At 71.1% G+C, this 21,880-nt stretch carries 22 protein-coding genes; 15 read left to right on the forward strand and 7 right to left on the reverse strand.

What is annotated here, in order from left to right:
- Positions 1-4 precede the first annotated feature (4 nt).
- The 6 genes from ASE44_RS02440 to ASE44_RS02465 are packed head-to-tail and all read left to right on the forward strand — an operon-like array spanning position 5 to position 5,661.
- Entirely contained in the window at positions 5-955 is a 951-nt protein-coding gene (locus ASE44_RS02440) for an ABC transporter permease (RefSeq protein WP_056777189.1), read from the forward strand.
- Entirely contained in the window at positions 952-1,935 is a 984-nt protein-coding gene (locus ASE44_RS02445) for an ABC transporter permease (protein WP_056777191.1), read from the forward strand. The genes ASE44_RS02440 and ASE44_RS02445 overlap by 4 nt, the downstream gene beginning before the upstream one ends.
- The gene (locus ASE44_RS02450; protein ID WP_056777194.1) at positions 1,932-3,503 is read left to right on the forward strand and encodes an ABC transporter substrate-binding protein; all 1,572 of its coding nucleotides are present in this window, start codon (positions 1,932-1,934) and stop codon (positions 3,501-3,503) included. Before ASE44_RS02445 ends, ASE44_RS02450 begins: the two co-directional genes overlap by 4 nt.
- A gap of 56 nt (positions 3,504-3,559) precedes the next feature.
- Positions 3,560-4,429, forward strand: a complete 870-nt coding sequence (locus ASE44_RS02455; protein WP_056777195.1) for an ABC transporter ATP-binding protein — start codon at positions 3,560-3,562, stop codon at positions 4,427-4,429.
- Complete coding sequence (locus ASE44_RS02460; RefSeq protein ID WP_056777198.1) at positions 4,426-5,199, forward strand: ATP-binding cassette domain-containing protein; 774 nt, start codon at positions 4,426-4,428, stop codon at positions 5,197-5,199. Before ASE44_RS02455 ends, ASE44_RS02460 begins: the two co-directional genes overlap by 4 nt.
- A gap of 36 nt (positions 5,200-5,235) precedes the next feature.
- Positions 5,236-5,661, forward strand: coding sequence for a cupin domain-containing protein (locus ASE44_RS02465; protein WP_056777201.1), 426 nt, complete (start codon positions 5,236-5,238; stop codon positions 5,659-5,661).
- Between the two features lie 14 nt (positions 5,662-5,675).
- On the opposite strand, the gene ASE44_RS02470 is transcribed toward ASE44_RS02465, so the two are convergent.
- Positions 5,676-7,493 carry a helix-turn-helix domain-containing protein gene (locus ASE44_RS02470; protein WP_056777203.1) on the reverse strand — a complete coding sequence of 606 codons (1,818 nt, stop codon included), beginning with the start codon at positions 7,491-7,493 and terminating at the stop codon, positions 5,676-5,678.
- 184 nt (positions 7,494-7,677) lie between these two features.
- Between ASE44_RS02470 and ASE44_RS02475 the strand changes: the two genes are divergently transcribed.
- The 7 genes from ASE44_RS02475 to ASE44_RS02505 all read left to right on the forward strand — a co-directional run bounded on the left by ASE44_RS02475 (position 7,678) and on the right by ASE44_RS02505 (position 16,155).
- On the forward strand, positions 7,678-8,952 hold the full coding sequence (locus ASE44_RS02475; RefSeq protein WP_056777206.1) for a hydroxymethylglutaryl-CoA reductase, degradative: 1,275 nt from the start codon (positions 7,678-7,680) through the stop codon (positions 8,950-8,952).
- Positions 8,949-9,929, forward strand: coding sequence for a hydroxymethylglutaryl-CoA lyase (locus tag ASE44_RS02480; RefSeq protein ID WP_056777208.1), 981 nt, complete (start codon positions 8,949-8,951; stop codon positions 9,927-9,929). Before ASE44_RS02475 ends, ASE44_RS02480 begins: the two co-directional genes overlap by 4 nt.
- Positions 9,926-10,600 carry an FMN-binding negative transcriptional regulator gene (locus tag ASE44_RS02485; RefSeq protein ID WP_082455708.1) on the forward strand — a complete coding sequence of 225 codons (675 nt, stop codon included), beginning with the start codon at positions 9,926-9,928 and terminating at the stop codon, positions 10,598-10,600. The genes ASE44_RS02480 and ASE44_RS02485 overlap by 4 nt, the downstream gene beginning before the upstream one ends.
- On the forward strand, positions 10,597-12,066 hold the full coding sequence (locus tag ASE44_RS02490; protein ID WP_056777211.1) for an amidohydrolase: 1,470 nt from the start codon (positions 10,597-10,599) through the stop codon (positions 12,064-12,066). The genes ASE44_RS02485 and ASE44_RS02490 overlap by 4 nt, the downstream gene beginning before the upstream one ends.
- On the forward strand, positions 12,066-13,679 hold the full coding sequence (locus ASE44_RS02495) for an amidohydrolase (protein ID WP_056777214.1): 1,614 nt from the start codon (positions 12,066-12,068) through the stop codon (positions 13,677-13,679). Before ASE44_RS02490 ends, ASE44_RS02495 begins: the two co-directional genes overlap by 1 nt.
- Positions 13,676-14,857: a M20 family metallopeptidase gene (locus ASE44_RS02500; protein ID WP_056777217.1), complete on the forward strand. Its 1,182-nt coding sequence runs from the start codon at positions 13,676-13,678 to the stop codon at positions 14,855-14,857. Before ASE44_RS02495 ends, ASE44_RS02500 begins: the two co-directional genes overlap by 4 nt.
- A 113-nt stretch (positions 14,858-14,970) precedes the next feature.
- A complete protein-coding gene (locus ASE44_RS02505; protein WP_056777221.1) occupies positions 14,971-16,155 on the forward strand; it encodes an ATP-binding protein in 1,185 nt (394 codons plus the stop codon).
- On the opposite strand, the gene ASE44_RS02510 is transcribed toward ASE44_RS02505, so the two are convergent.
- Entirely contained in the window at positions 16,144-16,689 is a 546-nt protein-coding gene (locus tag ASE44_RS02510) for a CGNR zinc finger domain-containing protein (RefSeq protein WP_056777224.1), read from the reverse strand. The two genes, ASE44_RS02505 and ASE44_RS02510, sit on opposite strands and share 12 nt — an antisense overlap.
- Before the next feature lie 25 nt (positions 16,690-16,714).
- Here ASE44_RS02510 and ASE44_RS02515 point away from each other — a divergent pair, with 25 nt between their 5' ends.
- Together ASE44_RS02515 and ASE44_RS02520 are read left to right on the forward strand one after the other, a co-directional pair.
- Positions 16,715-16,933 (forward strand): hypothetical protein, encoded by a 219-nt coding sequence (locus ASE44_RS02515; RefSeq protein WP_056777227.1) that lies wholly within the window; start codon positions 16,715-16,717, stop codon positions 16,931-16,933.
- Between the two features lie 77 nt (positions 16,934-17,010).
- Positions 17,011-17,475: a carboxymuconolactone decarboxylase family protein gene (locus tag ASE44_RS02520; RefSeq protein ID WP_056005268.1), complete on the forward strand. Its 465-nt coding sequence runs from the start codon at positions 17,011-17,013 to the stop codon at positions 17,473-17,475.
- Positions 17,476-17,481: 6 nt separating this feature from the next.
- Here ASE44_RS02520 and ASE44_RS02525 read toward each other — a convergent pair whose 3' ends face one another.
- The 5 genes from ASE44_RS02525 to ASE44_RS02545 all read right to left on the reverse strand — a co-directional run bounded on the left by ASE44_RS02525 (position 17,482) and on the right by ASE44_RS02545 (position 21,704).
- Positions 17,482-17,667 carry a hypothetical protein gene (locus ASE44_RS02525; RefSeq protein ID WP_056777229.1) on the reverse strand — a complete coding sequence of 62 codons (186 nt, stop codon included), beginning with the start codon at positions 17,665-17,667 and terminating at the stop codon, positions 17,482-17,484.
- A 9-nt stretch (positions 17,668-17,676) separates the two neighbouring features.
- The gene (locus ASE44_RS02530) at positions 17,677-18,507 is read right to left on the reverse strand and encodes an ABC transporter ATP-binding protein (RefSeq protein WP_056777232.1); all 831 of its coding nucleotides are present in this window, start codon (positions 18,505-18,507) and stop codon (positions 17,677-17,679) included.
- 55 nt (positions 18,508-18,562) lie between these two features.
- Positions 18,563-19,549 carry an iron chelate uptake ABC transporter family permease subunit gene (locus ASE44_RS02535; protein WP_082456025.1) on the reverse strand — a complete coding sequence of 329 codons (987 nt, stop codon included), beginning with the start codon at positions 19,547-19,549 and terminating at the stop codon, positions 18,563-18,565.
- Positions 19,550-19,635: 86 nt separating this feature from the next.
- The gene (locus tag ASE44_RS02540) at positions 19,636-20,679 is read right to left on the reverse strand and encodes an iron ABC transporter permease (protein ID WP_235522612.1); all 1,044 of its coding nucleotides are present in this window, start codon (positions 20,677-20,679) and stop codon (positions 19,636-19,638) included.
- Positions 20,679-21,704: an iron-siderophore ABC transporter substrate-binding protein gene (locus tag ASE44_RS02545; protein ID WP_056777236.1), complete on the reverse strand. Its 1,026-nt coding sequence runs from the start codon at positions 21,702-21,704 to the stop codon at positions 20,679-20,681. The genes ASE44_RS02540 and ASE44_RS02545 overlap by 1 nt, the downstream gene beginning before the upstream one ends.
- Between the last annotated feature and the right edge of the window lie 176 nt (positions 21,705-21,880).

Here is a 21,880-nt window from a genome sequence, read left to right on the forward strand (position 1 = left end):
CCCCATGGCGCGATACCTCGTCTCACGGATCCTGTCGTCGCTGTTCGTCCTGTTCGTCCTCTCCGTCCTCGTGTTCTCGATGGTGCGGGTCATCCCGGGCGACCCGCTGTCGGCGTTCGCGGACCCCTCGAACCCCGACCCCGCGGCGCTCGACGCCCTCCGCACCGAACTCGGCCTCGACCGGCCCTGGTTGACCCAGTACCTCGTCTGGCTGCTCGGCGTGCTGCAGGGGGACTTCGGCCGGGCCATCACCGTCCCGAACGAGGTCTCCAACCTCATCGCCCAGCGCCTCCCATTCAGCCTCACCCTCGCCGTCATGGCGACGCTGTTCGGGACGGTGCTCGGCATCCCGGCCGGGGTGCTCGCCGCGACCCGGTGGCGTCGGGCACCGGACAACACCGTCCGCGGGCTGTCCTTCGTGCTCCTCGCGACCCCGCCGTTCGTCCTCGGAACCGTCCTCATCCTCGTGAACTCCCTCACCCTGCGACTCCCGCTCGTCGGCACGGCCGGCGCGAGCGGCGATCCGTTACGCCTCGTGGGGGTGCTCGTCCTGCCCGCCCTGCTCATCGGGCTCGTGCTGGCGGCGATCGTCGCCCGGTACACCCGCGGCACCCTGCTCGACACGCTCGGCCAGGACTTCGTCCGGACCGCCAGGGCCAAGGGGGCGTCGCCGTCCCGACTGGTCGGCCGACATGCGCTGCGCAACGCGCTCATCCCCGTCACGACCGTCATCGGGATCGAGCTCGCCGCGCTCGTCGGCGGGACGGTCGTCATCGAGACCGTGTTCGCGCTCCCGGGGATGGGCTCGCTCCTCCTCACCGGCATCCGCTCATCGGACTACCCGATCATCCAGGCGACCGTCCTGCTCATCGGCGCGGTCTACGTGCTCATCAACTTCATCGTCGATCTCATCTACCCGCTGATCGACCCACGAGTGAGGGTCCACACGTCATGACGGTCACCCGCGCCATCGCGCTCGCAGCGGTCGCCGGCAGACGCCGACGCCGCAACCGGTTCGGCCCCGCCTTCTGGAGCGGATCCATCATCCTCGTCGGCATCCTCCTGCTCGCCGCCTGGATGACCCTCGCACCGCCACACGACCCGTTCGCGGCGTCCGGGCCGGCACTCGCCGGGCCGAGCCTCGACCATCTCCTCGGCACCGACAACCTCGGCCGCGACAACCTCACCCGGCTGGCGCTCGCCGCGCGGACCAGCCTGCTCATCTCGGGGGCCGCCGCGCTGCTCGGCGCCGTCATCGGGACGACACTGGGGCTCGTGGCCGGGTACCTCGGCGGCTGGGTCGACGCGATCATCATGCGGATCGTGGACGCGGCGCTCGCCCTGCCGGCGATCCTCGTCGCCCTCGTGGTCGGGGTCGTCATCGGCACCGGGCCCTGGCCGCTCATCATCGCGCTGGGGCTCGTCTTCGCTCCGGGCTTCGCCCGCGTCATGCGGGCCCCGGTCATCGCCCTGCGCGAACGGGACTTCGTCCTCGCGGCGACGCTGAGCGGCGTGCGTGGACACCGGGTGATCGCCGAACACCTGTTGCCCAACGTGCTGACGCCGCTGTTCGTGCAGTTCGCCTCCGTCGCCTCACAGGTGGTCCTCATCGAGGCCGCCCTCAGCTACCTCGGGCAGGGCGTCCAGGCCCCCGAGCCATCGGCCGGTCGCATGATCAGCGAGTTCACGCGGTTCATGCAGGTGCAGCCGCTGCTGATCATCCTCCCCTCCCTCGTGATCATCCTGCTGTCGGCGGCGTGGAACCTCCTCGCCGACGGGCTGCAGGACTACTTCGCGCCGAGACGGGAACCCGCCTTCTCGCTCGGTCGCCCACGCCGGCGACGGGCAGCCGCGGCAGCACAGCACGGTACGTCATCCAGCACCACCATCGACGCGGCGTCCACGGACGACGCTCCAGAGAAGAGGCAGCAATGAAGACTCGCATCCTCGCGGGGACGGTCGCCATCGTGGCGGCGTCCCTCGCGCTCAGCGGCTGTGCGCCGGCCGGTCCCGCCGGCGACACGGGCGGCGACCCCGTCGCCGGCGGCACCCTCCACTGGGGCGTCCCGGCCGAACCGTCCGCGGGCGGTCTCGACCCGATGGCCGCCAGTGCGATCGCCGCCGAGGTCATCAACGCGGTCGCCTACGACACGCTCCTCGCGAAGGACGACGACGGTGAGGTCGTCCCCGCCCTCGCCACCGAGTGGTCCCAGCCGGACGAGCTCACCTGGGTGTTCGAGCTGCGCGACGACGTCACCTTCGCCGACGGCAGTGCGTTCAGCGCCGACGACGTCGTGTATTCCTTCAATCTGATGAAGGAGGCGACCACCTCCGCGAGCACGTACCTCGCGAACGTCTCGAGCATCGAGAAGACCGGAGACACCCAGGTCACGTTCCGGTTCAGCGCACCGGACGGCACGTTCCTGGACGCCGTGTCTGCCCGCCAGACGTTCTTCATCGTGAGCGAGGAGGGGTACGGGGCTGCGACGCCCGACGAGCGGCAGCGGACGACCTTCGGGACCGGCGCGTTCCAGGTGACCGACTGGAGCGACGGTGTCAGCGTCACGATGGAGAAGAACGAGAACGCCTGGCAGGACACGAAGCCGTACCTGGACGAGATCGTCTTCGACTTCATCCCCGACGAGTCCGCGCGCCTCGCCGCGCTGCAGCAGGGGAGCATCCAGGCCGCGTACTTCATCGACGGCAGCCTCGCCGATCAGGCCGTCCAGGCGGGCTTCACCCTCGGTGAGGCCTCCTACCGTCAGAACCTCGCCATCTACATCAACCCGGAGACCGGGCCGCTCGCCGACATCGACGTCCGTCGGGCCGTCGCGCTGTCCCTCGACCGCCAGGCGCTCGTCGACACGGCGATGCTCGGCTACGCCGCGCTCTCGTTCGTGCCCCCGGCCGGTGACCCCGGTGCCCTCGACCCGGCAGGCCTGCCCTACTACGAGCGCGACGTCGACCAGGCGAAGCAGCTCCTCGCCGACGCCGGCCAGCCGAACCCGACCATCACGCTCAGCTACATGGGCGACATCGCGCAGTCGCACCACCCCGTCTACGAGATGATGCAGCAGCAGCTCGCCGAAGCGGGGATCACCCTGAAGCTCGACGCGAAGCCGCTGTCGGAGATCGCTCCGGTCTTCACGACCGGTGAGAGCTGGACGGACCTCGTCGCCATCCCGGGCAGCCCCCGCGCCGCGTCGCTGTTTTACTATGACCCCGTCCTCGTCGACGGCGGCGTGTACAACCACTGGGAGGGCAACCCGGAGGCGGACGCCGCACGAGAACTGTTCCAGCAGGCGAAGAGCGCCTCGGACCCGGCGGAGTACGCGAAGCTCGTCGACCAGCTGGCGGAAGAGGCGGCCGAGCAGGTGCTGGAGATCGTGCCGGTCGCGGTCCCCGTCTACTTCGAGGTCTGGGACAGCGCGAAGCTGCACGACTACCAGAGCGACGCGTACTACTCCCGGTACCGGCTCGACGAGGCCTGGCTGAGCCAGTAGTCCGTCGCCCGTCGCCCACCCCTCCCGCACCACCCGAGCGAAAGCTGGTCTGACCCATGGATCGAGACGTCGACGCCCTCCACGTGGAGGGGCTGAGCATCGCCTACGGCGGCGCTGCGCCATCGGTGCAGGACGTGTCCCTGCGGGTCGGCCCGGGGGAGATCGTCGGGGTGATCGGCGAGTCCGGGAGTGGCAAGTCCAGCATCGCGCTCGCGATGATGGGGCTGCTGCCGGACTCGGCGACGGTCACGGCGTCCCGTCTCGACGTCGCGGGGACCGACATGCAGGGCGCCACGGAACGCGACTGGTCGGCGCTCCGCGGTTCGCGCGCCTCGATGGTGTTCCAGGAGCCGATGTCCGCCCTCAACCCGTGCATGCGGATCGGGGCGCAGATCGCCGAGGTCCTCCGGATCCACGGCGTCGCCGACAAGCGGACGGCCAGGGCACGGGCGTTGGAGATCCTCCACCTCGTGCGGATGCCCGACGCGGAACGTCGGCTCGGCTACTACCCCCACCAACTGTCCGGCGGTCAACGCCAGCGAGTCGTGATCGCCATCGCGGTGGCCGCCGGACCGACCCTGCTCGTCGCCGACGAGCCGACGACCGCCCTCGACGTGACGGTGCAGGCCCAGATCCTCGAGCTGCTCCGGACCCTGCGCGACGAGACGGGGATGGGGGTGCTCTTCATCAGCCACGATCTCGGGGTCATCGGACAGCTCTGCGAACGGGTCGCCGTGATGTACCGCGGGCGCATCGTCGAGACCGGCCGCGCCGAGCGGGTCCTCGCCGACCCACGGCATCCGTACACGAAGGCGCTCCTCGAGAGCATCCCGCGGCCGTCGGTCCCGGTCCGGTCACCACTGGCGGTCATCCCCGCCGACAACGACTTCGCCGACGCCCCGGCGGTCCTGGAGGGGGTCCGATGAACGACACCCTGCTCCGCGTCGACGGCGTCACGCAGCGGTTCGGCCACGGCGAGCACGCCACGCTCGCCCTCGACGACGTGTCCCTCGAGGTGCGTCGCGGCGAGACCCTCGGCCTCGTCGGCGAGTCCGGCTCCGGGAAGAGCACGCTCGCTCGCGCGATCCTGCTCATGCGCCGCCCCAGTTCGGGCCGTGTCGAGTTCGACGGCGAGGACGTCTCGCGGCTCCGCGGGTCCGCGTTGCGCACGCACCGTCGGCGGGTGCAGATGGTGTTCCAGGACCCCAACGACTCCCTCGACCCTCGGTTCACCGTGGCGCGGTCCATCGCCGAACCGCTCGTGGCGGCGGGCATGGGTGCGGCCGGGCGTCGGGCACGGGTCGTCGAGTCGCTCCATCAGGTCGGACTGCCCGGAGACGCCGCCGGTCGGTTCCCGCACGAGTTCTCCGGCGGACAACGGCAACGCATCGCGATCGCCCGGGCCATGGCGGCGAAGCCGGAGTTCGTCGTCCTGGACGAGCCGACCTCCGCTCTCGACGTGTCCGTCCAGGCCCAGGTGCTCAACCTGCTCGTCCGACTCCAGGAGGAGACCGGCGTCACCTACCTCTTCATCACCCACAACCTCGCGGTCGTCCACCACGTCGCGCATCGGGTGGCGGTGATGCGCAACGGCCGCGTCGTCGAGGAGGGCACGGGGGAGCAGGTCATGACGAGGCCGCAGGACGCCTACACGCGCGAACTCCTCGAGTCGATGCCCGTCCTCTACCGGACCTGACCCCACCACCGATCGACGACCAGCAGGAGGAACCCGATGCGCGTGCAACGACTCGGCGACAACGCCCATGAGGTGGCGCTGTACGAGGGCCCTGGCCGGATCGATCTGGAGTGGTACTTCCAGCAGACCACGGCCCTGCCGTCGTCGGTCATGCGGTACCGCCTCGAACCGGGAGCGGCCGAGGGTGAGCATCTCCACCTGGAGGGCGACGACTCGAGCTGTTCACCGAACAGTTCCGACGAACTGTACGTCGTCACCGCCGGCGAACTCGTCGTGACCTCGGGCGAGCATCGGAGGCGGTTGCGATCCGGCGACGCGTTCTACGCGCCGGCCGGGCTCGTCCACGGTGTCCGCAACGAGTCCGACACCGTCGCCGAGATGATCCTCGTCTTCGGCCAGCCGACGGGGAACCCGTTCCCGCAATCCGGCGAGGAGCCCTTCCCCACGGACGCGGATCGCTGAACCGGCGACCTCGGCTACCGTCCGGCCTGCAACTGCTCCCGGAGCTCGTCGAGGCGGACGGCGATGCCGAGCCGGAACATGCGCTCGTCCTCGCGCCAGGACGCTCCGAGCACCTGGTCCAGGCGGTCGAGCCGTTGCAGGATCGTGTTCGTGTGGAAGTTGAGGGCCCGCGCGGTCCGGGTGGGGCTCGCGTTGTTCCGCACGAACGCGCGCAAGGTGCCCAGCAGGTCCGCGTTCCGCTCCGCGTCGTACCGCCGGACGAGTCCGATGGTGTCACGCAGGAAGTCGGCCAGGGCCCGCGCATCGGTGTCGAAGATCGCGGAGTAGGGCAGGAAGTCGTCGGTCGATGCGGTGAGGTCCGTGAGTTCGAGCGCCGCGATGAGCCTGGCGGTGCGCATCGCGGTCGTGAACGAGGAGGCGAGGGCACCGGGAGCCGCACGGGGGACGACGGCGACCACCGGATGCTGGAGGCCCGACGCGATGTGCCGGCGGAGCGCCTCGGCGTCGAGGGGCCGACGGTCGGAGGCGTGCGCCGCGACGACGTACCCGCGGTATTCGCCCACGAGGGCGTGGTCGTCCAGTTGGCGGCTGAGCGCGCGGGCGGCCGCGGTCTGTTGATCGCCCGGGACCGCGAGCAGGAGCAGGCAGTCCAGTGCCTGCAGGTCGATCCCGAGGCGACGCGCGCGTCGCTCGACGTCGGTCCGTCGTTCGGGCACGTCGTCGAGGAGGTCGGCGATGAGTTCGCTGCGGATCCGGTGGTCGGCCCCGGACGCGGCCTCCTGTTGGAGTTCGAGGAGCGCCGCGACCTGGGCGGCGCGCTCGACGGTGCGGATGTCGACGGCGCCGAGGTCGAACGCCCCGTCGCCGAGGATCAGCGCACCGAAGTGCCGGGTCCCGGCCGACAGAGCGGCGATCGCCCCGACACCGCCACTCGCGACCGTGACGCAGTGCCCGGAACGCCGGCTCTCGGCGATGGCCGCTCGGGCGTCGTCGTCGAGGTCGAGCATGCCGGCCGAGAGCGGCAGGCCGGCGGCGGCGATCACGCGGTCCTGCGCGTCCGTCACGGCGACGGCCCGGCCGAGTGCGGTGGCGAGCGTCTCGGCGACCGGTGCGAACCCGCCCCCGGCGAGGACCGCCTGCACGAGTTCCTGGTGGACGGTGTTCGCGCGGTCGCGCTCGACGAGATGCGCCGTGAGGTCGGCGAGGGTCCGGCGGCTGGCGTCCTCCGAGTCCTGCAGATCGCGCAGGGTCTGCGTCGTCTGCAGGATCACCGAGGCGTGGTCGGCGAGCGCCGAGAGGAGTGCGACCTCCTCGGCGGAGAAGTCCTTCCGGTCGCGGTTGCCGACGAAGAGCACCCCGAGCACGTCGTCGCTCGTGAGCATGGGCACGCCGAGCAGCGACACGAGCCCTTCCGCGGCGACGGCGTCGTCGATCCCGCGTTCGTGTCGATCGGTCGTGTAGTCGGAGTACTCGGCGACCCACTGCGCCGTCCGTGATTCGACGACGACGCTCGCGAGCCCACGACCCGGCGGCACGCGGAGGGTCTGGAAGGAGGCGCTGACGGAGCCGCTCGTCTCACGGACCCGCAGCTCGTGGGTGACGGGGTCGAACTCGGACAGGTAGGCGAGGTCGACGCCCATCATCTCGTGGGCGCGCTGGACGAGCCGGGCGAGCACGGCGTCACTGTCGCGGAGCTCGGCGAGTTCGCGGGCACTGGAGAACAGGGCGGACAACTCGTGTTCGCGGCGTCGCAGCCGGATCAGTTCCTGCTGGGGATCGGCATCGGCGTGATCGAAACCGGTGGCCGTTCGCGCGTCGGCAGGCTCTCGCATCGGGTCTCCTGACTGGTCCCTCAGGAGTCTAAGGTGATCGTCCGTCGAGAGGCGTGTGTCATCCACCCACACGATCGCAGATCCACTGAGTCATCCGCCCATCGTCGTCGATGATCCCCGCTCGTAGGGTCATCATGACCGCAGCGCCGAGGACCCGGTGTCTGCCTGTACCGAAGGGCGAGCCATGCCGAGAAACAGCCGAATCCAGGGGCTGCGCGACCACACCACCGACGAGCGACTCGAGCTCGTCGCCGAGGGTGCCGGCGTGCCGGTCGGGGCGCTCGCCGCCCTGCATCCCGACGCCGGGCTGTCGATCGCCCAAGCGGACCACCTGGTCGAGAACGTCGTCGGCGTCATCGCCATCCCGGTGGGTGTCGCCACCAACTTCACCGTCGACGGCGAGGATCGCCTCGTCCCCATGGCGACGGAGGAACCCAGCGTCGTCGCCGCGGCCTCCAACGCAGCCCGGATCGCGCGCGTGCACGGCGGGTTCCGCACCTCGTCGTCGGGTGACGTGATGATCGCGCAGATCCAGATCCTCGACGCGGTCGACCCGCACGCCGCACGACTCCGGGTCCTGGAGGCGCGCGAGGAACTGCTCGCCCTCGCGAACGAGCTGGACCCGATCCTCGTCTCCTTCGGCGGGGGTGCCAGGGACATCGAAGTCCGGGTCCTGCCGACGCGGGTGGGCACCCAGGTCATCGTCCACCTCCACGTCGACGTCCGTGACGCCATGGGCGCGAACGCCGTCAACACCATGGCGGAGGCCATCGCACCGCGTCTCGCCGAGATCGCCGGCTCGCGCACCCTGCTGCGGATCCTCACGAACAAGGCCGACCAGCGCATCACCCGCGCCAGGGCCGTCTTCGACGTCGAACTCCTCGGCGGCCCACAGGTGGTCGCAGACATCGTCGCCGCGAGCGCCTTCGCCGAAGCCGACCCGTACCGCGCCGCCACGCACAACAAGGGCATCATGAACGGCATCACCGCCGTCGTCCTCGCCACCGGCAACGACACCCGCGCGGTCGAGGCGGGCTGCCACTCCCACGCCGCGCGGTCCGGCCGGTACTCGGCGCTGTCGCAGTTCGAACAGGACGCCGACGGGAACCTCGTCGGCACGATCGAGGTCCCGCTGGCCGTCGGGCTCGTCGGGGGAGCCACGAAGGCGCACCCGACCGCGCAGGCGGGCGTCACCCTCCTCGGCGTCGAGACGGCCAGGGAACTGGCGGCCGTCATCGCCTCCGTCGGCCTCGCCCAGAACCTGGCCGCCTGTCGTGCGCTCGCCGCGGAGGGTATCCAGCGCGGCCACATGACCCTGCACGCGAGGACGATCGCGGCGAGCGCCGGTGCGACGGTGGACGAGATCGGCGCGGTGGCGGCGCGGATCGTCGCCGACCGTCGGATCCGGGTCGAGTACGCGCGCGAGGTCCTCGACGAGCTCCGGGCCGGAACCGCATGAGCGGGCTCCCACGGCCACGGGTGGAGCCGGTCGACGGGCTGCCGACGCGTGTGCGCGTGTACGAGGTGGCGCCGCGTGACGGGTTGCAGGCCGAGACGGACATCCTGCCCACCGCGGTGAAGGCGGAGCTGTGTCGGCGCCTGTACGAGGCGGGGTCGCGCGATCTCGAGGTGACGAGTTTCGTGCCGGCCACCTGGATCCCGCAGTTCGCGGATGCGGAACGACTCGTCGCGGGGCTCGAGGTGCCGTCGGGGGCCCGTGCCGTCGCCCTGGTGCCGAACCTGCGAGGCCTGCATCGTGCGTTGGACGCGGGCATCCGTGCGGTGTCGGTGGTCGTCAGCGCCTCGGAGTCCTTCGCGCGGGCGAACCTCAACACCTCGCGCGAGGGAGCCATCGAACGGGCCGAGGAGGTCGTGGCGGCGGCGACCGCCGCCGACGTCCCGGTCCGCGGCTACGTGTCGATGGCGTTCGGCGATCCATGGGAGGGTGCCGTGGATCCGGCGACGGTCGTCGACGCGGTCGTCCGGCTGCACCGTGCCGGATGTTCGACGGTCGCGATCAGCGACACGATCGGCGTGGGGACCCCGGGGCTCACGACGCGGATGGTCCGGGACGTGCTCGACGCCGGGATCCCGGTCGAGGCGGTCGCGTTGCACCTCCACGACACCTACGGTCAGGGGCTCGCGAACGTGTATGCGGCGCTCTCGCTCGGGGTCGCGGAGTTCGACTCGTCGGTCGGTGGCCTGGGTCGGTGCCCGTACGCGAAGGGTGCCACCGGTAACCTCGCCACGGAGGACCTCGTGTGGATGCTCCACGGTCTCGGCATCGAGACCGGTCTCGACCTCGAGGCCCTCGCCGCGACGACCGCCTGGCTGTCGCGCGTCCGGGGCGTCGGAGCCCCGTCGAGCGTGGCGACGGCCTTCGCGGCCGCAGCGTCATCGGTCGATACCCCGAACGCCACTGGAGGCAGCAGATGAGGCACACCGACGAGTACGTGCTCGACGACGTCGAGGCGGTGCGCGCCCTCGTGCGTGAACACCCCTGGGCCACGGTGGTCAGTCACGTGCCGGGTCGGGGTCTCGTCTCCTCGCACTACCCGATGCTGCTCGACGAGGACGAGGACGGGATCGTCCTCCTCAGTCACGTCGGGCGTCCGGACGAGCGGCTGCACGAGCTCGGACAGCATGAGGCGATGGTGATCGTCTCCGGCCCACAGGGGTACGTGTCGCCGAGTTGGTACGACACGACGCCGGCGGTGCCCACCTGGAACTTCGCGGTCGCCCACCTGTACGGTGTGCCCGAGCTGCTGTCCGACGAGGAGAACCTGCGGGTGCTCGACCGCCTCGTGGCCCACTTCGAGCGGGTCCTGCCCGAGCCGTACCTGATGAACGGGACGATCGCGAACAGCGAGTACGCAGCCCGGATCGTCCACGGCACCGTCGGCTTCCGCATGCGCGTGACCCGGTTCGAGGCCAAGGAGAAGATGAGTCAGGACAAGCCGGCCGAGGTCGTGGAGCGCGTGATCGCGGCCCTCGGCGAGCCGGGACCGTATCGGAACCCGGCGCTGGCGGCACGGATGGGCGCGATCCACGGCATCGGCACCGGAGCCGCCGCGGCGACCACCGACGGCGGGGTGGCGGCATCGTGACGGACGCTGCGCTGACGCTGCTGAACGCGCGGCCGTACGGCCAGGATCCCGTCGACCTCGTGATCCGCGACGGTCGCATCGCCGGAATCGGCCCGGCAGGGACCCTCGAGACCGCCGGAGAGGTCGTCGACGTCGCCGGCCGCAGGATCGGGCCGGGCCTGTGGGACGCCCACGTCCACCTGACCCAGTGGGTGATCCAGCGGCGTCGGATCGACCTGACCGAGACCGCGAGCGCCGCCGACGTCCTGGCAGCCGTCCGTCGCGCGGTCGACACCGATGCACCGCTCACCGACGGATTCCTCATGGGGTACGGCTTCCGAGACGGCCTGTGGGCGCAGCCGGCGACGCTCGCCGCGTTGGAGGCCACCGAGTCGGACCTCCCCGTGATCCTCGTCAGCGGTGACCTGCACTGCGCGTGGATGAACACCCGGGCCGCGCACCGGCTCGGCCTGGAGCTCGACGCGAGCGGTGTCGTCGCCGAAGCACCGTGGATCGACGCACTGCAACGGATCGACCAGCACTCGGGGCTCGCCGTCCACGCCTATCGCGATGCTGCCGAGGACGCAGCGCGACGCGGTGTCGTCGGCGTCGTCGAATTCGAGAACACCGACAACCTCGGCGAGTGGTCGGAGCGCATCGCCGGCGGGGCGACGAGCCTGCGGATCGAGGCCGCCGCCTGGCCGGACCGCCTGGAATCCGTCATCGCTGCAGGGCTCCGCACCGGGGACCCGATCGACCCGGCCGGTCTCCTCACCATGGGCCGCCTGAAGGTCGTCGTCGACGGTTCCCTCAACACGCGGACCGCCTGGTGCTGGGACCCGTACCCGGGTGTCGATCCGTCGAGCCCGCACGCCTGCGGCGTCGAGAGCGTCTCGATCGACGAGCTCCGTCGGCTGTTGGAGCGTGCGAGGGGCGCCGGGATCGAGGCTGCCGTGCACGCCATCGGCGACCGTGCCAACACCGAGGTCCTCGACACCTTCGAAGCGCTGGGGATGCGCGGGGTCGTCGAGCACGCGCAGCTCGTGCGCGAGGAGGACCTCGCCCGGTTCGCCGAGCTCGGACTCATCGCGAGCGTGCAACCCGAGCACGCGATGGACGACCGCGACGTCGCCGATCGCCACTGGAGCGGCCGCACGGGTCGCGCCTTCGCCTTCGGATCGCTGCACCGTGCCGGGGTCGGGCTCCGGCTCGGATCCGACGCCCCGGTCTCGCCGCTGGACCCGTGGCTGGCGATCGCCGCTGCGACGACCAGGAGTCGCGACGGCCGCGACGCCTGGCACCCCGAACAACGGCTCCCGATGGACGTCGCCCTCGCGGCGAGCGTGCGGACGTCGATCGCGGTCGGACAACCCGCCGACCTCGTCATCACCGACCTCGACCCACTCAGCACCGACCCCGAGCGGTTGCGGTCGATGCCGGTGTCCGCGACCCTGCTCGGCGGCCGCTTCACGTGGAGGGCCATCTGATGCGCGGGTCACAGCTGTTCAGCAACGCGCGGGTCTTCACCGGCACCGACGAGACGGGGTTCGCCTCGGCGTTCCGCATCGTCGACGGACGCTTCGACTGGGTGGGCGATGCGGCGGACGTCGCAGGCGAGCCCGCCGTCGACCTCGGCGGGCGGACGGTGCTGCCCGGCCTCATCGACAGCCACACCCATCCGGCGCTCATGGCCGCCACCGCCGTGGCAGCCGAGTGCTTCCCGCCGTCCGTGGTGTCGATCACCGGCCTCGTCGACCGCCTCCGCGAGCACGCGGCGACCCTGACCTCAGCGAGCGCCTGGGTCCTCGGTCGCGGCTTCGACGACACGAAGTTCCCCGAGGGACGCATGCCGACGGCGGCGGACCTCGACGCCGTGTCCACCGAGCGGCCTGTCCTCGTCTGGCGTTGCGACGCCCACTCCGCCGTCTGCAACAGCGCGGCGCTCAGACTCGCGGGCATCACCGCCACGACACCCGACCCGCCCGGCGCGCGCTTCGAACGTGGACCGGCCGGCGAACCGAACGGCGTCCTCACCGAGATCGCCGCGGTCGAGGCCGTCTCGCGGTTCATCCCGGTCCCGGAGCGCGAGGAACAGCTCGCATCGTTGGTGGCGATCGGCGAGGAACTGGCGTCCCGCGGGATCGTGGCGGTGTGCGACCTGCTGTCGAACCGGCTGCACGACCCCCTCGACGCCTTCCGGAGCGCCGCCGATCAGGGCCTGCGCACCCGGGTCGCCCTCTACCCGGGGTGGGATCCGTCCGCGCCGCTCGCCGAGCTGACCGAGGACGACCGCGAGGGTCGGATCCGCATCGGCGGGGTCAAGGTCGTCCTCGACGGGGCCTACTCGAACCGCACGGCCTGGGTCGCCGAACCGTACCCGGAGTCCTGCGACCACGGACTCCGCCTCGTCGACGACGAGGACGTCCTCGCCGCAGGCGCCTGGGCTCGCCGCAACGGCGTCCAGCTCGCCGTGCACGCCATGGGTGACCGCGCCCTCGATCGCGTCGCGAGCCTCTTCGAACACGAGGAACCCTGGCTCGACGGGATCCCGTCGGTCCGGATCGAGCACGCCACCATCATCAGCGAGCCCTACGCCGAACGACTCAGGTCCGCTCGGATGACGTTCGGGATCGCCACCCACACCGTCTTCTTCTTCGCCGAGTACGACGGGTACGAGCTGGCCCTGCGCGCCGAACAGGTGCCGGACGCCTACCCGATCGCGCGGCTGTACCGCACGATCGAACCGCTCGCGCTGTCTTCGGACCGTCCTGCGACCGCGTGGAGTGGCGCGGACGACGTCATGCTGAGCGTGGAGGCCGCGGTCCGACGCCAGGCCTACAACGGCGCCGACTTCGTCCCGGCCGAGGCGATCAGCGTCGCCCAAGCACTGCTGCTGTACACCGGACGGGCCGCGCTGCTCTCGCCCCTCGAGGGCGTCGGCCGGATCGCTCCCGGATACGACGGCAGCTTCGCCGTCCTCGACCGCGACGTCTTCAGCGTGCCCACGGACGAGATCGCCGCCGTGCGGGTCGCCGAGACGTGGATCGACGGTGAGCAGGTGTACCGGCGTCCGCCGGAGGACGAGGAGGACCGGACATGACGACGTTCCAGGAGGATGCGACCACACTGCTCGAGGCGCTCGTGGCCGTCCGGCGCGAACTGCATCGGGCCGTCGAGGTCGGGCTGGACCTGCCGGCGACCCAGCTGATCATCCTGCGCGAGCTGGCCGACCTCGGGCTCGAGATCACGACCGGGGACGGCATCTCCTCCGTGGTCGCTGTCCTGCGCGGCGACCTCCCCGGGCCGACCGTCCTCCTCCGATCCGACATGGACGGGCTGCCCGTCACCGAGGCGACCGGGCTCCCGTTCGCCGCGACGTCGGGGGCGATGCACGCCTGCGGTCACGATCTGCACATGGCCGGCCTCCTCGGTGCGGTCCGCCTCCTCGTGGCCCGTCGCGACCGGCTCGCCGGCACCGTCGTGTTCATGTTCCAGCCCGGTGAGGAGGGGCAGGCTGGCGCCAGGGTCATGCTCGATGCCGGACTCCTCGACGTCGCGGGGGAGCGACCCGTCGCGGCCTACGCGCTCCACGTCGACCCCAGCACCCGCCGCGGCGACCTCGTCACCCGGGAGGGCGCGATGATGGCGAGCGCCAACGCGCTGCGCGTCACCGTCCGTGGGACGGGCGGTCACGCGGCGTTCCCGCATCTCGCCGTCGACCCGGTGCCGGTGGCCGCGCACCTCATCCTGGCCGTGCAGACCTTCGCGGCGCGTCGGTTGCCGGCCACCGATCAGGCCGTCATCTCCATCACCCGCCTCGGCAGTGACTCGGAGGCGAGCAACGTCCTGGCGTCGGCGGTCAGCCTCGAGGCGAACATTCGCACGCTGTCGAAGGCCACGCTCACGACGGTGCGTGAGCAGCTGCCTGAGCTGCTGCGGGCCATCGCGGAAGCGCACGGCTGCACCCTGGAGTCGACGTTCATCGAGTCCTACCCGGTCACCGTCAACGACCCCGCCGAGACACGGTTCGTGCTCGGCGCCCTCGACGCGCTCGTCGGACCCGACCGGGTGGTCCGGCAGGAGGCCCCGTCGATGGCGTCCGAGGACTTCGCCTACGTGCTCGACGAGGTCCCGGGAACGCTCGTCTTCGTCGGTGCGGCACCCGAGGGTGGGTCTCCAGCGCTCCACTCGGAACGGGCCGTCTTCGACGACAGCGTCCTGGGCCTCCAGGCCACGGTCCTCGCCGAGCTCGCGTGGCAGCGGCTCCAGCTGCGCTGATGCGCGGGTGGTCGACCCGAACGGCCCGCGAGATCCCCGACACCTGGGGGATCGGGTGTCCCCTGGATGGGTAGCATTGACTCGTTCCGGATTCCGACGACGAGAGGGCACGCGTGATCACCGCAGAGGACATCACGAGGCGTGCCGCGATCGCCGAGTACCAGATCGTCGGCCGCCCGCCCGAGACCGATCTCGAGAGCCTGGTCCAATTGGCGGCGACGATGTGCGACGTGCCGAAGGCCGTCATCAACATCATCGACGACCGCTTCCAGCACCAGGTCGCCGCGGTGGGGCTCGAGCCCGCGAGTTGCTCGCGTGAGGACTCGATGTGCGCGGTCGTGTTCCAGCAGCAGGCGCAGACGATGGTCCCCGACGCCCGCGAGGACGAGCGCTTCGCGTCGAACCCCTTCGTCACCGGCGAGGTCGCGAACGTCCGCTTCTACGCCTCGAGTCCGCTCGTCACGCCGGACGGGGTGCCCATCGGGACCCTGTGCATCTTCGACGACCGGGTGCGCGACCTCGCCCCGGAGCACGGCCGGGCGCTGGACCTGCTCGCCCGGCAGGTCGTCGACGTCCTCGAGCTGCTCCGCCTCACACACGAACTCGGCCAATCGAACGAGCAGCTCGCGCAGTTCGCCGGACAGGTGAGCCACGACCTGCGCAACCCGCTCATGGCGGTCTCCGGGTTCCTCGAACTCGCGACCGACAGTCCCGAGATGGCGAACGCACCGCACGCGGCGAAGGCGCTCGCCCGGGCCGAGTCCGCCGCCGACCGGATGGCCGTGATGATCACCGACCTGCTGGACTTCGCCCGGATCGGTGGCGCCCGTCCGCGGCGCGAGACGATCGACCTCGAGCCGCTCGTCTCCTCGGTGATCGAAGACCTCGATGCGGTCATCGTCGCGACCGGTGCGACCGTCGTCGTCGACACGCCGCTGCCGGTGCACGGCGACGAGACGCTGCTGCGCGCGCTGCTGCAGAACCTGATCGCGAACGCGGTGAAGTTCAGTGCGGCGGACGGGGCCGTCCCGCACGTGCTCGTGCAGGCCGAACGGGTCTCCGCCGGGGTGCTGGTCGCGGTCGAGGACAACGGTCCCGGTGTCGCGCCGGAGCAGCGCGAACGCGTCTTCGATCTCATGGAACGTGCGGCAGGGAGTGAGGTCGCCGGCCTCGGCATCGGCCTCTCGACCTGTCGGCGGATCGTCGAGGCGCACGGTGGCCGGATCGAGATCGACGAGTCCGGGCTCGGGGGAGCGAGCGTCTGGTTCCTGCTGCCGGACCCCCGTTCAGCGGGCTGAGCCTCCTCCGCGCGCCCGGTGCCGACGAACACCCGAGCGGTTGGCGCACCGCACCGAGCAGTACCGCTGCCGACCGTTGCGGGTGACGTCGACGACGACGTTCCGACAGGTGTCGCCCGGTTCCGACCCGGCGGCACAGCGGCTGAGACGCTGCATGCCCCGGGTGGTGAGGTGCAGGGCCGTCCCGACGCTGATCACGGCGGCGAGCACCGCCGGCAGGGTCTGATGCTCGTCACGGTAGTGGAGATGCCAGCCTTCACCATCATGGTCGGTCAGCCGCGGGAACGCGGCCGCTGAGGCCATCTGCCGGTTGAGCGCCGCCGCCCTGGCCTGGTCGTCCGTCGCGTCCACGACCGTCAGCCACTCGTCGATGACGGCGCGCACCCGCCGATGGTCGTCGACCGCTTCGGTGAACGGCATCGTCATCCCGTGCTCGCGGGTGCGATCGACGATGCCGTCCCGGTCGTCGGGCCAGGCGTTCGCGAGTGACGCGGCGAGCAGGACCGCATACGATCCGTAAGGGTTGAGATGCATAACGCCATTACATCATGGTTGACGCATGACCATCCTCGACGCACCACCACAGCCGTCCGCTCCGACCACCGAGCTGTCCGATGCACACCCGCACACCTGGACGACCGAGTCGGCGCACACCACCTCGGAAGGCCGCCTCCGCTACCTCCGGTGCGCTTCCTGCGGGTCCCGCCGGATCGTCCTCGAGCCGTACGAGGAGCTCGGGGCCGTCGCCGTCACCCGCCACGACATCCCGTCACGGTGACGTCCCTCCCGTCGTGCGCGTTAGCGTTGGACCGAGGGGCTGCGGAACCGCGCCCGCCGAGCGAGGAGAGGAACCCCATGAGCGCCGACGTCTGGCTCGACAAGGAATCACCCGAGGTCTACCAGGCGCTCGTCGAGACCGGTCGTGCAGCGGGCCGCGCCGCGCTCGCCGCCGGCATCGACAAGCGCCTCATCGAGCTCGTCCGGATCCGCGCCTCCCAGATCAACGGGTGCGCCTACTGCCTGCGCATCCACGTGGCCGACGCGATCGCGCTCGGCGAGACCACCGAACGCCTGGCGATCCTGTCCGCCTGGCGGGACACCACCTACTTCAGCCCGGTCGAACAGGCGGCGCTCGCGATCACCGAGGACGTCACCCTCATCGCGGACGTGCAACACCGCCGGCGACTGCCGGACGACGACCTGTCGACGCTCACGAACGGTCAGATCGCCGCGGTCCGGTGGTTGGCGATCGTCATCAACGCCTTCAACCGCGTCTCGATCACGAGCCACCACCCGGTGCACCCGGACGCGGCGCACTGACCCGGGTCAGTCCTTCCGCCGCCTCGCCCCGCGGAACCATGCTGCGACGCGGGTGCCCAGGGAATCGGAGTACTCGTTCGACAGGTCGAGCGTCTCCTTGCTCAGATCGCCACCGTTCCTGATCGCCTCGAGCGCACGGAGCGCACGCGCCTCCTGCTCGGCCGCCCGTCTCCTGCGCTCGTCCTCACCCATGCGCCCAGCCTAGACGCGGTCGGCGTCGGCACCGGGCCCGACGGTGACGTGGTGTCGGCCGATGGGCAGCATGAGCGGTTTCCCGGAGGTGGGGTCGGTGATCACCTGGTTCTGGAGACCGAACACGGCGCGGACGGTCGCTTCCGTCAGCACCTCACGTGGGGTGCCGGCCGCGTGGAGTCGCCCGCCGGCGAGGGCGATGAGGTGGTCGGCGTACCGTGCGGCGAGGTTGAGGTCGTGGAGCACCATCACGATCGTGGTGCCGCGGGAGCGGTTGAGGTCGGTGAGGAGGTCGAGCACCTCGACTTGATGGCTGACGTCGAGGAAGGTGGTCGGTTCGTCGAGGAGGAGCAGGTCCGTCTGCTGGGCGAGTGCCATCGCGATCCACACCCGCTGGCGTTGCCCGCCGGACAGTTCGTCCACATGCCGGTCGGCGAGCTCGCTCGTCTCGGTGGCGTCGAGCGCCGCGGCGACGGCGACGTCGTCCTCCGTGCTCCACCGCGAGAGGATGCCCTGGTGGGGATGCCTGCCACGACCGACGAGGTCGGCGACGGTGATGCCCTCCGGCGCGATCGGCGACTGCGGGAGGAGGCCGAGCGTGCGTGCGAGCTGCTTGGCCGGCGTCCGGTGGACCTCCTTGCCGTCGAGGACGACCCGTCCACCGCGCGGGGCGAGCAGACGCGACATCGACCGGAGCAGGGTGGACTTCCCACAGGCGTTGGCGCCGACGATCGCCGTCACCTTGCCCGGTGGGACGACGAGGTCCAGGTGCTCGATGACGGTGCGATCGCCGTATCCGAGGGTGAGTCGCTCGACGAGGAGCTGATGATCGGTGGTCACGGGGTGCCTCCCGGGCGCGGAGTCGAGACGGGGGTCGGAGCGCCGCGGGGCCGCGTCACAGCGAGCCTCCGGAGCGGTTCGTGCGGATGATGAGCCAGATGAGGAACGGGGAGCCGAGGACGCCGGTCACGACGCCGACCGGGTAGCGGGTACCGAGCAGGTACTGTCCGGCCAGGTCGGCGACCAGCACGAGGAGCGCGCCGACCAGGGCGGCGGGGACGAGCATCGAGCCGCCGCGACCGACGATGCGGGACGCGATGGGGCCGGACAGGAACGCGACGAACGCGATCGGACCGGAGGCGGCGGTCGCGAACGCGATCAGGCCGACGGCGGCCACGATGACGATCAACCGCGTGCGGTCCACCCGGACCCCCAGGGCGGCGGCGGTGTCGTCGCCCAGCTGGGTCGCGGCGAGGTTCCTCGACTGGCCGAGGAGGACCGGTCCGAGCACGAACAGGGCCGCGACGACCGGCCAGACCTGGGCCCAGTTGGTGCCGTTGAGGCTCCCGGTCAGCCAGCGGGTCGCCTCCTGGAGGTCCCACTGGGCGGCACGGGACAGGATGTAGGCGGTGACGCTGTCGAGCATGGCCGCGATGCCGATCCCGATGAGGATGAGGCGCGTGCCCGCCACCCCGCTGCGGTACGACAGCAGGTAGACGAGGACGGCGACGGCCAGGCCCACGACGATCGCGAAGACGGAGACCGCGGTCGCGCCGAGCGAGAGGGTGACGATGGCGAACGCCGCCGCGGCGCTCGATCCGGCGCTGATCCCGATGATGTCGGGACTCGCGAGCGGGTTCCGGAGCATCGTCTGGAAGGTGACCCCCGCGAGACCGAAGGAGGCGCCGGCGATGACCGCGAGGACGGCTCGGGGGAGGCGGAGCCGACCGACGGTGAAGCCCGCGCCGGCGACGTCTTCGCCGAGGATGACGCGGACGACGTCCACCGGTGTGTAGAGCGTGTTCCCGACCATGAGGGAGACGAGGAACACGGCGACGATGAGCGCTCCGAGCACGCCCATGACGAGACCTCGGCGCCGCATCCGCGCGCCGCGTCCCGCGGTGACGAGATCGAGTGTGGACGGTTCCTGCCCGGCGATCGTCGGGTGTGTGCTCCGTGCGTCGACGCTCACAGGGCGCTCACCTTCTGCCGGCGCACGATCGCGATGAAGATCGGCGCCCCGATGAGCGCCGTGATGATGCCGACGTCGATCTCGGAGGGGCGGGCGACGATCCGGCCGAGCACGTCGGCGACGGTGAGGAGGACGGCGCCGACGACGGCTGAGAACGGGAGCAACCACCGGTGGTCGACGCCGACGACGAGCCGACAGGCGTGCGGCACGACGAGCCCGACGAAACCGATGGGGCCGGTGACGGCGGTGGCCGCGCCGCACAGCACGACGGACCCGAATGCCGCGGCTCCACGAGCGACCGCGACGCGCTCACCGAGACCGGCCGCGAGGTCGTCACCGAGGGCGAGCGAGTTCAGGCCGCGCGCGGACAGGAGGCAGATGACGAGGCCGACGACGAGGAACGGCAGCACCTGTTCGATCTGCACGAAGGTGCCACCACCGACGCCGCCGATCTGCCAGGACCGCACGCTGCTCGCGATGTCGCCGCGGGGAAGGACGACCGCGGTGATGAACGAGGCGAGCGCGGCGGACGTCGCGGCGCCGGCCAGGGCGAGTTTCAGCGGGGTGGCCCCGCCGCGGCCCAGCGAACCGACGGTGTAGACGAAGACGGCGGAGGCGGCGGCGCCGATGATGGCCACCCAGATGGTGGTGCTCGCCGCGGCGAGTCCGAAGTAGGCGAGGCCGGTGACGACCGCGAGCGAGGCGCCGAGGTTGATGCCGAGGATGCCGGGGTCGGCCAGCGGGTTCCGGGTGACGCCCTGCATGACGGCCCCCGAGACGCCGAGGGCCGCGCCGGCGAGGACGGCGAGGAGGGTCCGGGGGATGCGCTTGGCCACCGCGGCCTGGTCGAAGCCGTCGACACCGCCCGCGAAGGCGCCGAGGACGGCCGACCACTCGACGTCCCGCGATCCGATGGTGACGGAGCAGAGCATGGCCGCGACGAGGACGAGGGCTGCGACGAGGAGCCAGAGCCCGCGAACCCGCCTCGGGCGTCGCACGACGGCGACACCCGAGGCGGGTGGGGTGGCGGTGCCGGTGATCACGCCGCCTTGTCTGCCGCCTGCGCGAGCAGCTCGAGGTAGTCGCCGAGGATCCAGGAGATCGAGAGCGGCGTCGGGTTCGCGGCGGTGCCGAGGGGGCTGGTGCCGGGGAGCGCGACGATCGCGCCGTTCGCGACGGCGGGCATCTGCGAGAGCAGCGGGTCGGCCTCGAGCGCCGCGATGAGCTCGTCGCCACCATAGGTCACGATGATGTCGACGTCACTGAAGGCGTCCGCCTGCTCCGCGCTCTGGGTAAGGGAGAACAGCTCGGTCTCGGCGGAGGCCGTCGCGACGCTCTCCGGGAACGCGAGGCCGAGGTCCTCGAAGAACGCGGTGCGCGTGTCGTGCGTCGTGTAGTAGCTGACCTCGCTGAGGTCGCTCGTGTCGACGTGGGTGAGGAACATCGCGGTCTTGCCCTCGAGCTGCGGGTACGCCTTCGCGGCCTCGGTGATCTCGCCCTCCAACTCGGTGACGAGCGCTTCGCCTTCGTCGGCCATGCCCATCGCCTCACTGTTGAAGAGGATGGTGTCGCGCCAGGACGTGCCCCAGGCGGTCTCCGGGTACGCGACGACGGGCGCGATCTCGCTGAGCGTGTCGTAGTCCTCCTGCGTGAGGCCGGAGTACGCGGCGAGGATGACGTCCGGGTTGGTGTCGGCGACCGCCTCGAAGTCGATGCCGTCGGTCTCGTCGAAGAGGACGGGGGTCTCGGCGTCGAGGGATTCGAGCTTCTCCTCGACCCAGGGGAGCAGGCCGTCGCCGTCGTCGTCACCGAAGTTGGCGGCGGCCATCCCGACGGGGACGACGCCGAGGGCGAGGGGCACCTCGTGGTTCGCCCAGTTGACGGTGGCCACGCGCTCGGGCTTGGCGTCGATCGTCGTCGTGCCGAGGGCGTGCTCGATCGTGATCGGCGTGAAGCCGGCCTCGCCGCCGGCCCCCTCTTCTGCTGACGACGAGGAGCAGGCCGCGAGGCCGACGGTGAGGAACGCCGCCGCGGAGAGGGCGACGAGACGTGGTGCGCGCTGCATGGGGTCCTTTCGGGTGCTGCTGACTGACGCCGGTGCGCTGGCACGACGAACGACGGCGTCGGAGGACGTCGTCTGTGGTTCGAAGAGGGTGGCCGGTGGAGACCGGCACCGCGCGTGGAGCGGCGGTGATGAAGGGTTGCCTAACCAAAGTTAGCTGGCGGCCGGTGGCAGCGCAA

The sequence above is a fragment of the Plantibacter sp. Leaf1 genome (assembly GCF_001421315.1).
Lineage (GTDB): Bacteria > Actinomycetota > Actinomycetes > Actinomycetales > Microbacteriaceae > Plantibacter.

Excerpts from the sequence above, each read along its gene's own strand:
- ASE44_RS02495 (WP_056777214.1), top strand. The coding sequence starts at position 12,066 with ATGCGCGGGTCACAGCTGTTCAGCAACGCGCGGGTCTTCACCGGCACC.
- ASE44_RS02535 (WP_082456025.1), bottom strand. The coding sequence starts at position 19,549 with ATGCGGCGCCGAGGTCTCGTCATGGGCGTGCTCGGAGCGCTCATCGTC.
- ASE44_RS02455 (WP_056777195.1), top strand. The coding sequence starts at position 3,560 with ATGGATCGAGACGTCGACGCCCTCCACGTGGAGGGGCTGAGCATCGCC.
- ASE44_RS02465 (WP_056777201.1), top strand. The coding sequence starts at position 5,236 with ATGCGCGTGCAACGACTCGGCGACAACGCCCATGAGGTGGCGCTGTAC.
- ASE44_RS02510 (WP_056777224.1), bottom strand. The coding sequence starts at position 16,689 with ATGCATCTCAACCCTTACGGATCGTATGCGGTCCTGCTCGCCGCGTCA.
- ASE44_RS02520 (WP_056005268.1), top strand. The coding sequence starts at position 17,011 with ATGAGCGCCGACGTCTGGCTCGACAAGGAATCACCCGAGGTCTACCAG.
- ASE44_RS02445 (WP_056777191.1), top strand. The coding sequence starts at position 952 with ATGACGGTCACCCGCGCCATCGCGCTCGCAGCGGTCGCCGGCAGACGC.
- ASE44_RS02470 (WP_056777203.1), bottom strand. The coding sequence starts at position 7,493 with ATGCGAGAGCCTGCCGACGCGCGAACGGCCACCGGTTTCGATCACGCC.
- ASE44_RS02460 (WP_056777198.1), top strand. The coding sequence starts at position 4,426 with ATGAACGACACCCTGCTCCGCGTCGACGGCGTCACGCAGCGGTTCGGC.
- ASE44_RS02525 (WP_056777229.1), bottom strand. The coding sequence starts at position 17,667 with ATGGGTGAGGACGAGCGCAGGAGACGGGCGGCCGAGCAGGAGGCGCGT.
- ASE44_RS02450 (WP_056777194.1), top strand. The coding sequence starts at position 1,932 with ATGAAGACTCGCATCCTCGCGGGGACGGTCGCCATCGTGGCGGCGTCC.
- ASE44_RS02485 (WP_082455708.1), top strand. The coding sequence starts at position 9,926 with ATGAGGCACACCGACGAGTACGTGCTCGACGACGTCGAGGCGGTGCGC.
- ASE44_RS02545 (WP_056777236.1), bottom strand. The coding sequence starts at position 21,704 with ATGCAGCGCGCACCACGTCTCGTCGCCCTCTCCGCGGCGGCGTTCCTC.
- ASE44_RS02440 (WP_056777189.1), top strand. The coding sequence starts at position 5 with ATGGCGCGATACCTCGTCTCACGGATCCTGTCGTCGCTGTTCGTCCTG.
- ASE44_RS02475 (WP_056777206.1), top strand. The coding sequence starts at position 7,678 with ATGCCGAGAAACAGCCGAATCCAGGGGCTGCGCGACCACACCACCGAC.
- ASE44_RS02515 (WP_056777227.1), top strand. The coding sequence starts at position 16,715 with ATGACCATCCTCGACGCACCACCACAGCCGTCCGCTCCGACCACCGAG.
- ASE44_RS02500 (WP_056777217.1), top strand. The coding sequence starts at position 13,676 with ATGACGACGTTCCAGGAGGATGCGACCACACTGCTCGAGGCGCTCGTG.
- ASE44_RS02480 (WP_056777208.1), top strand. The coding sequence starts at position 8,949 with ATGAGCGGGCTCCCACGGCCACGGGTGGAGCCGGTCGACGGGCTGCCG.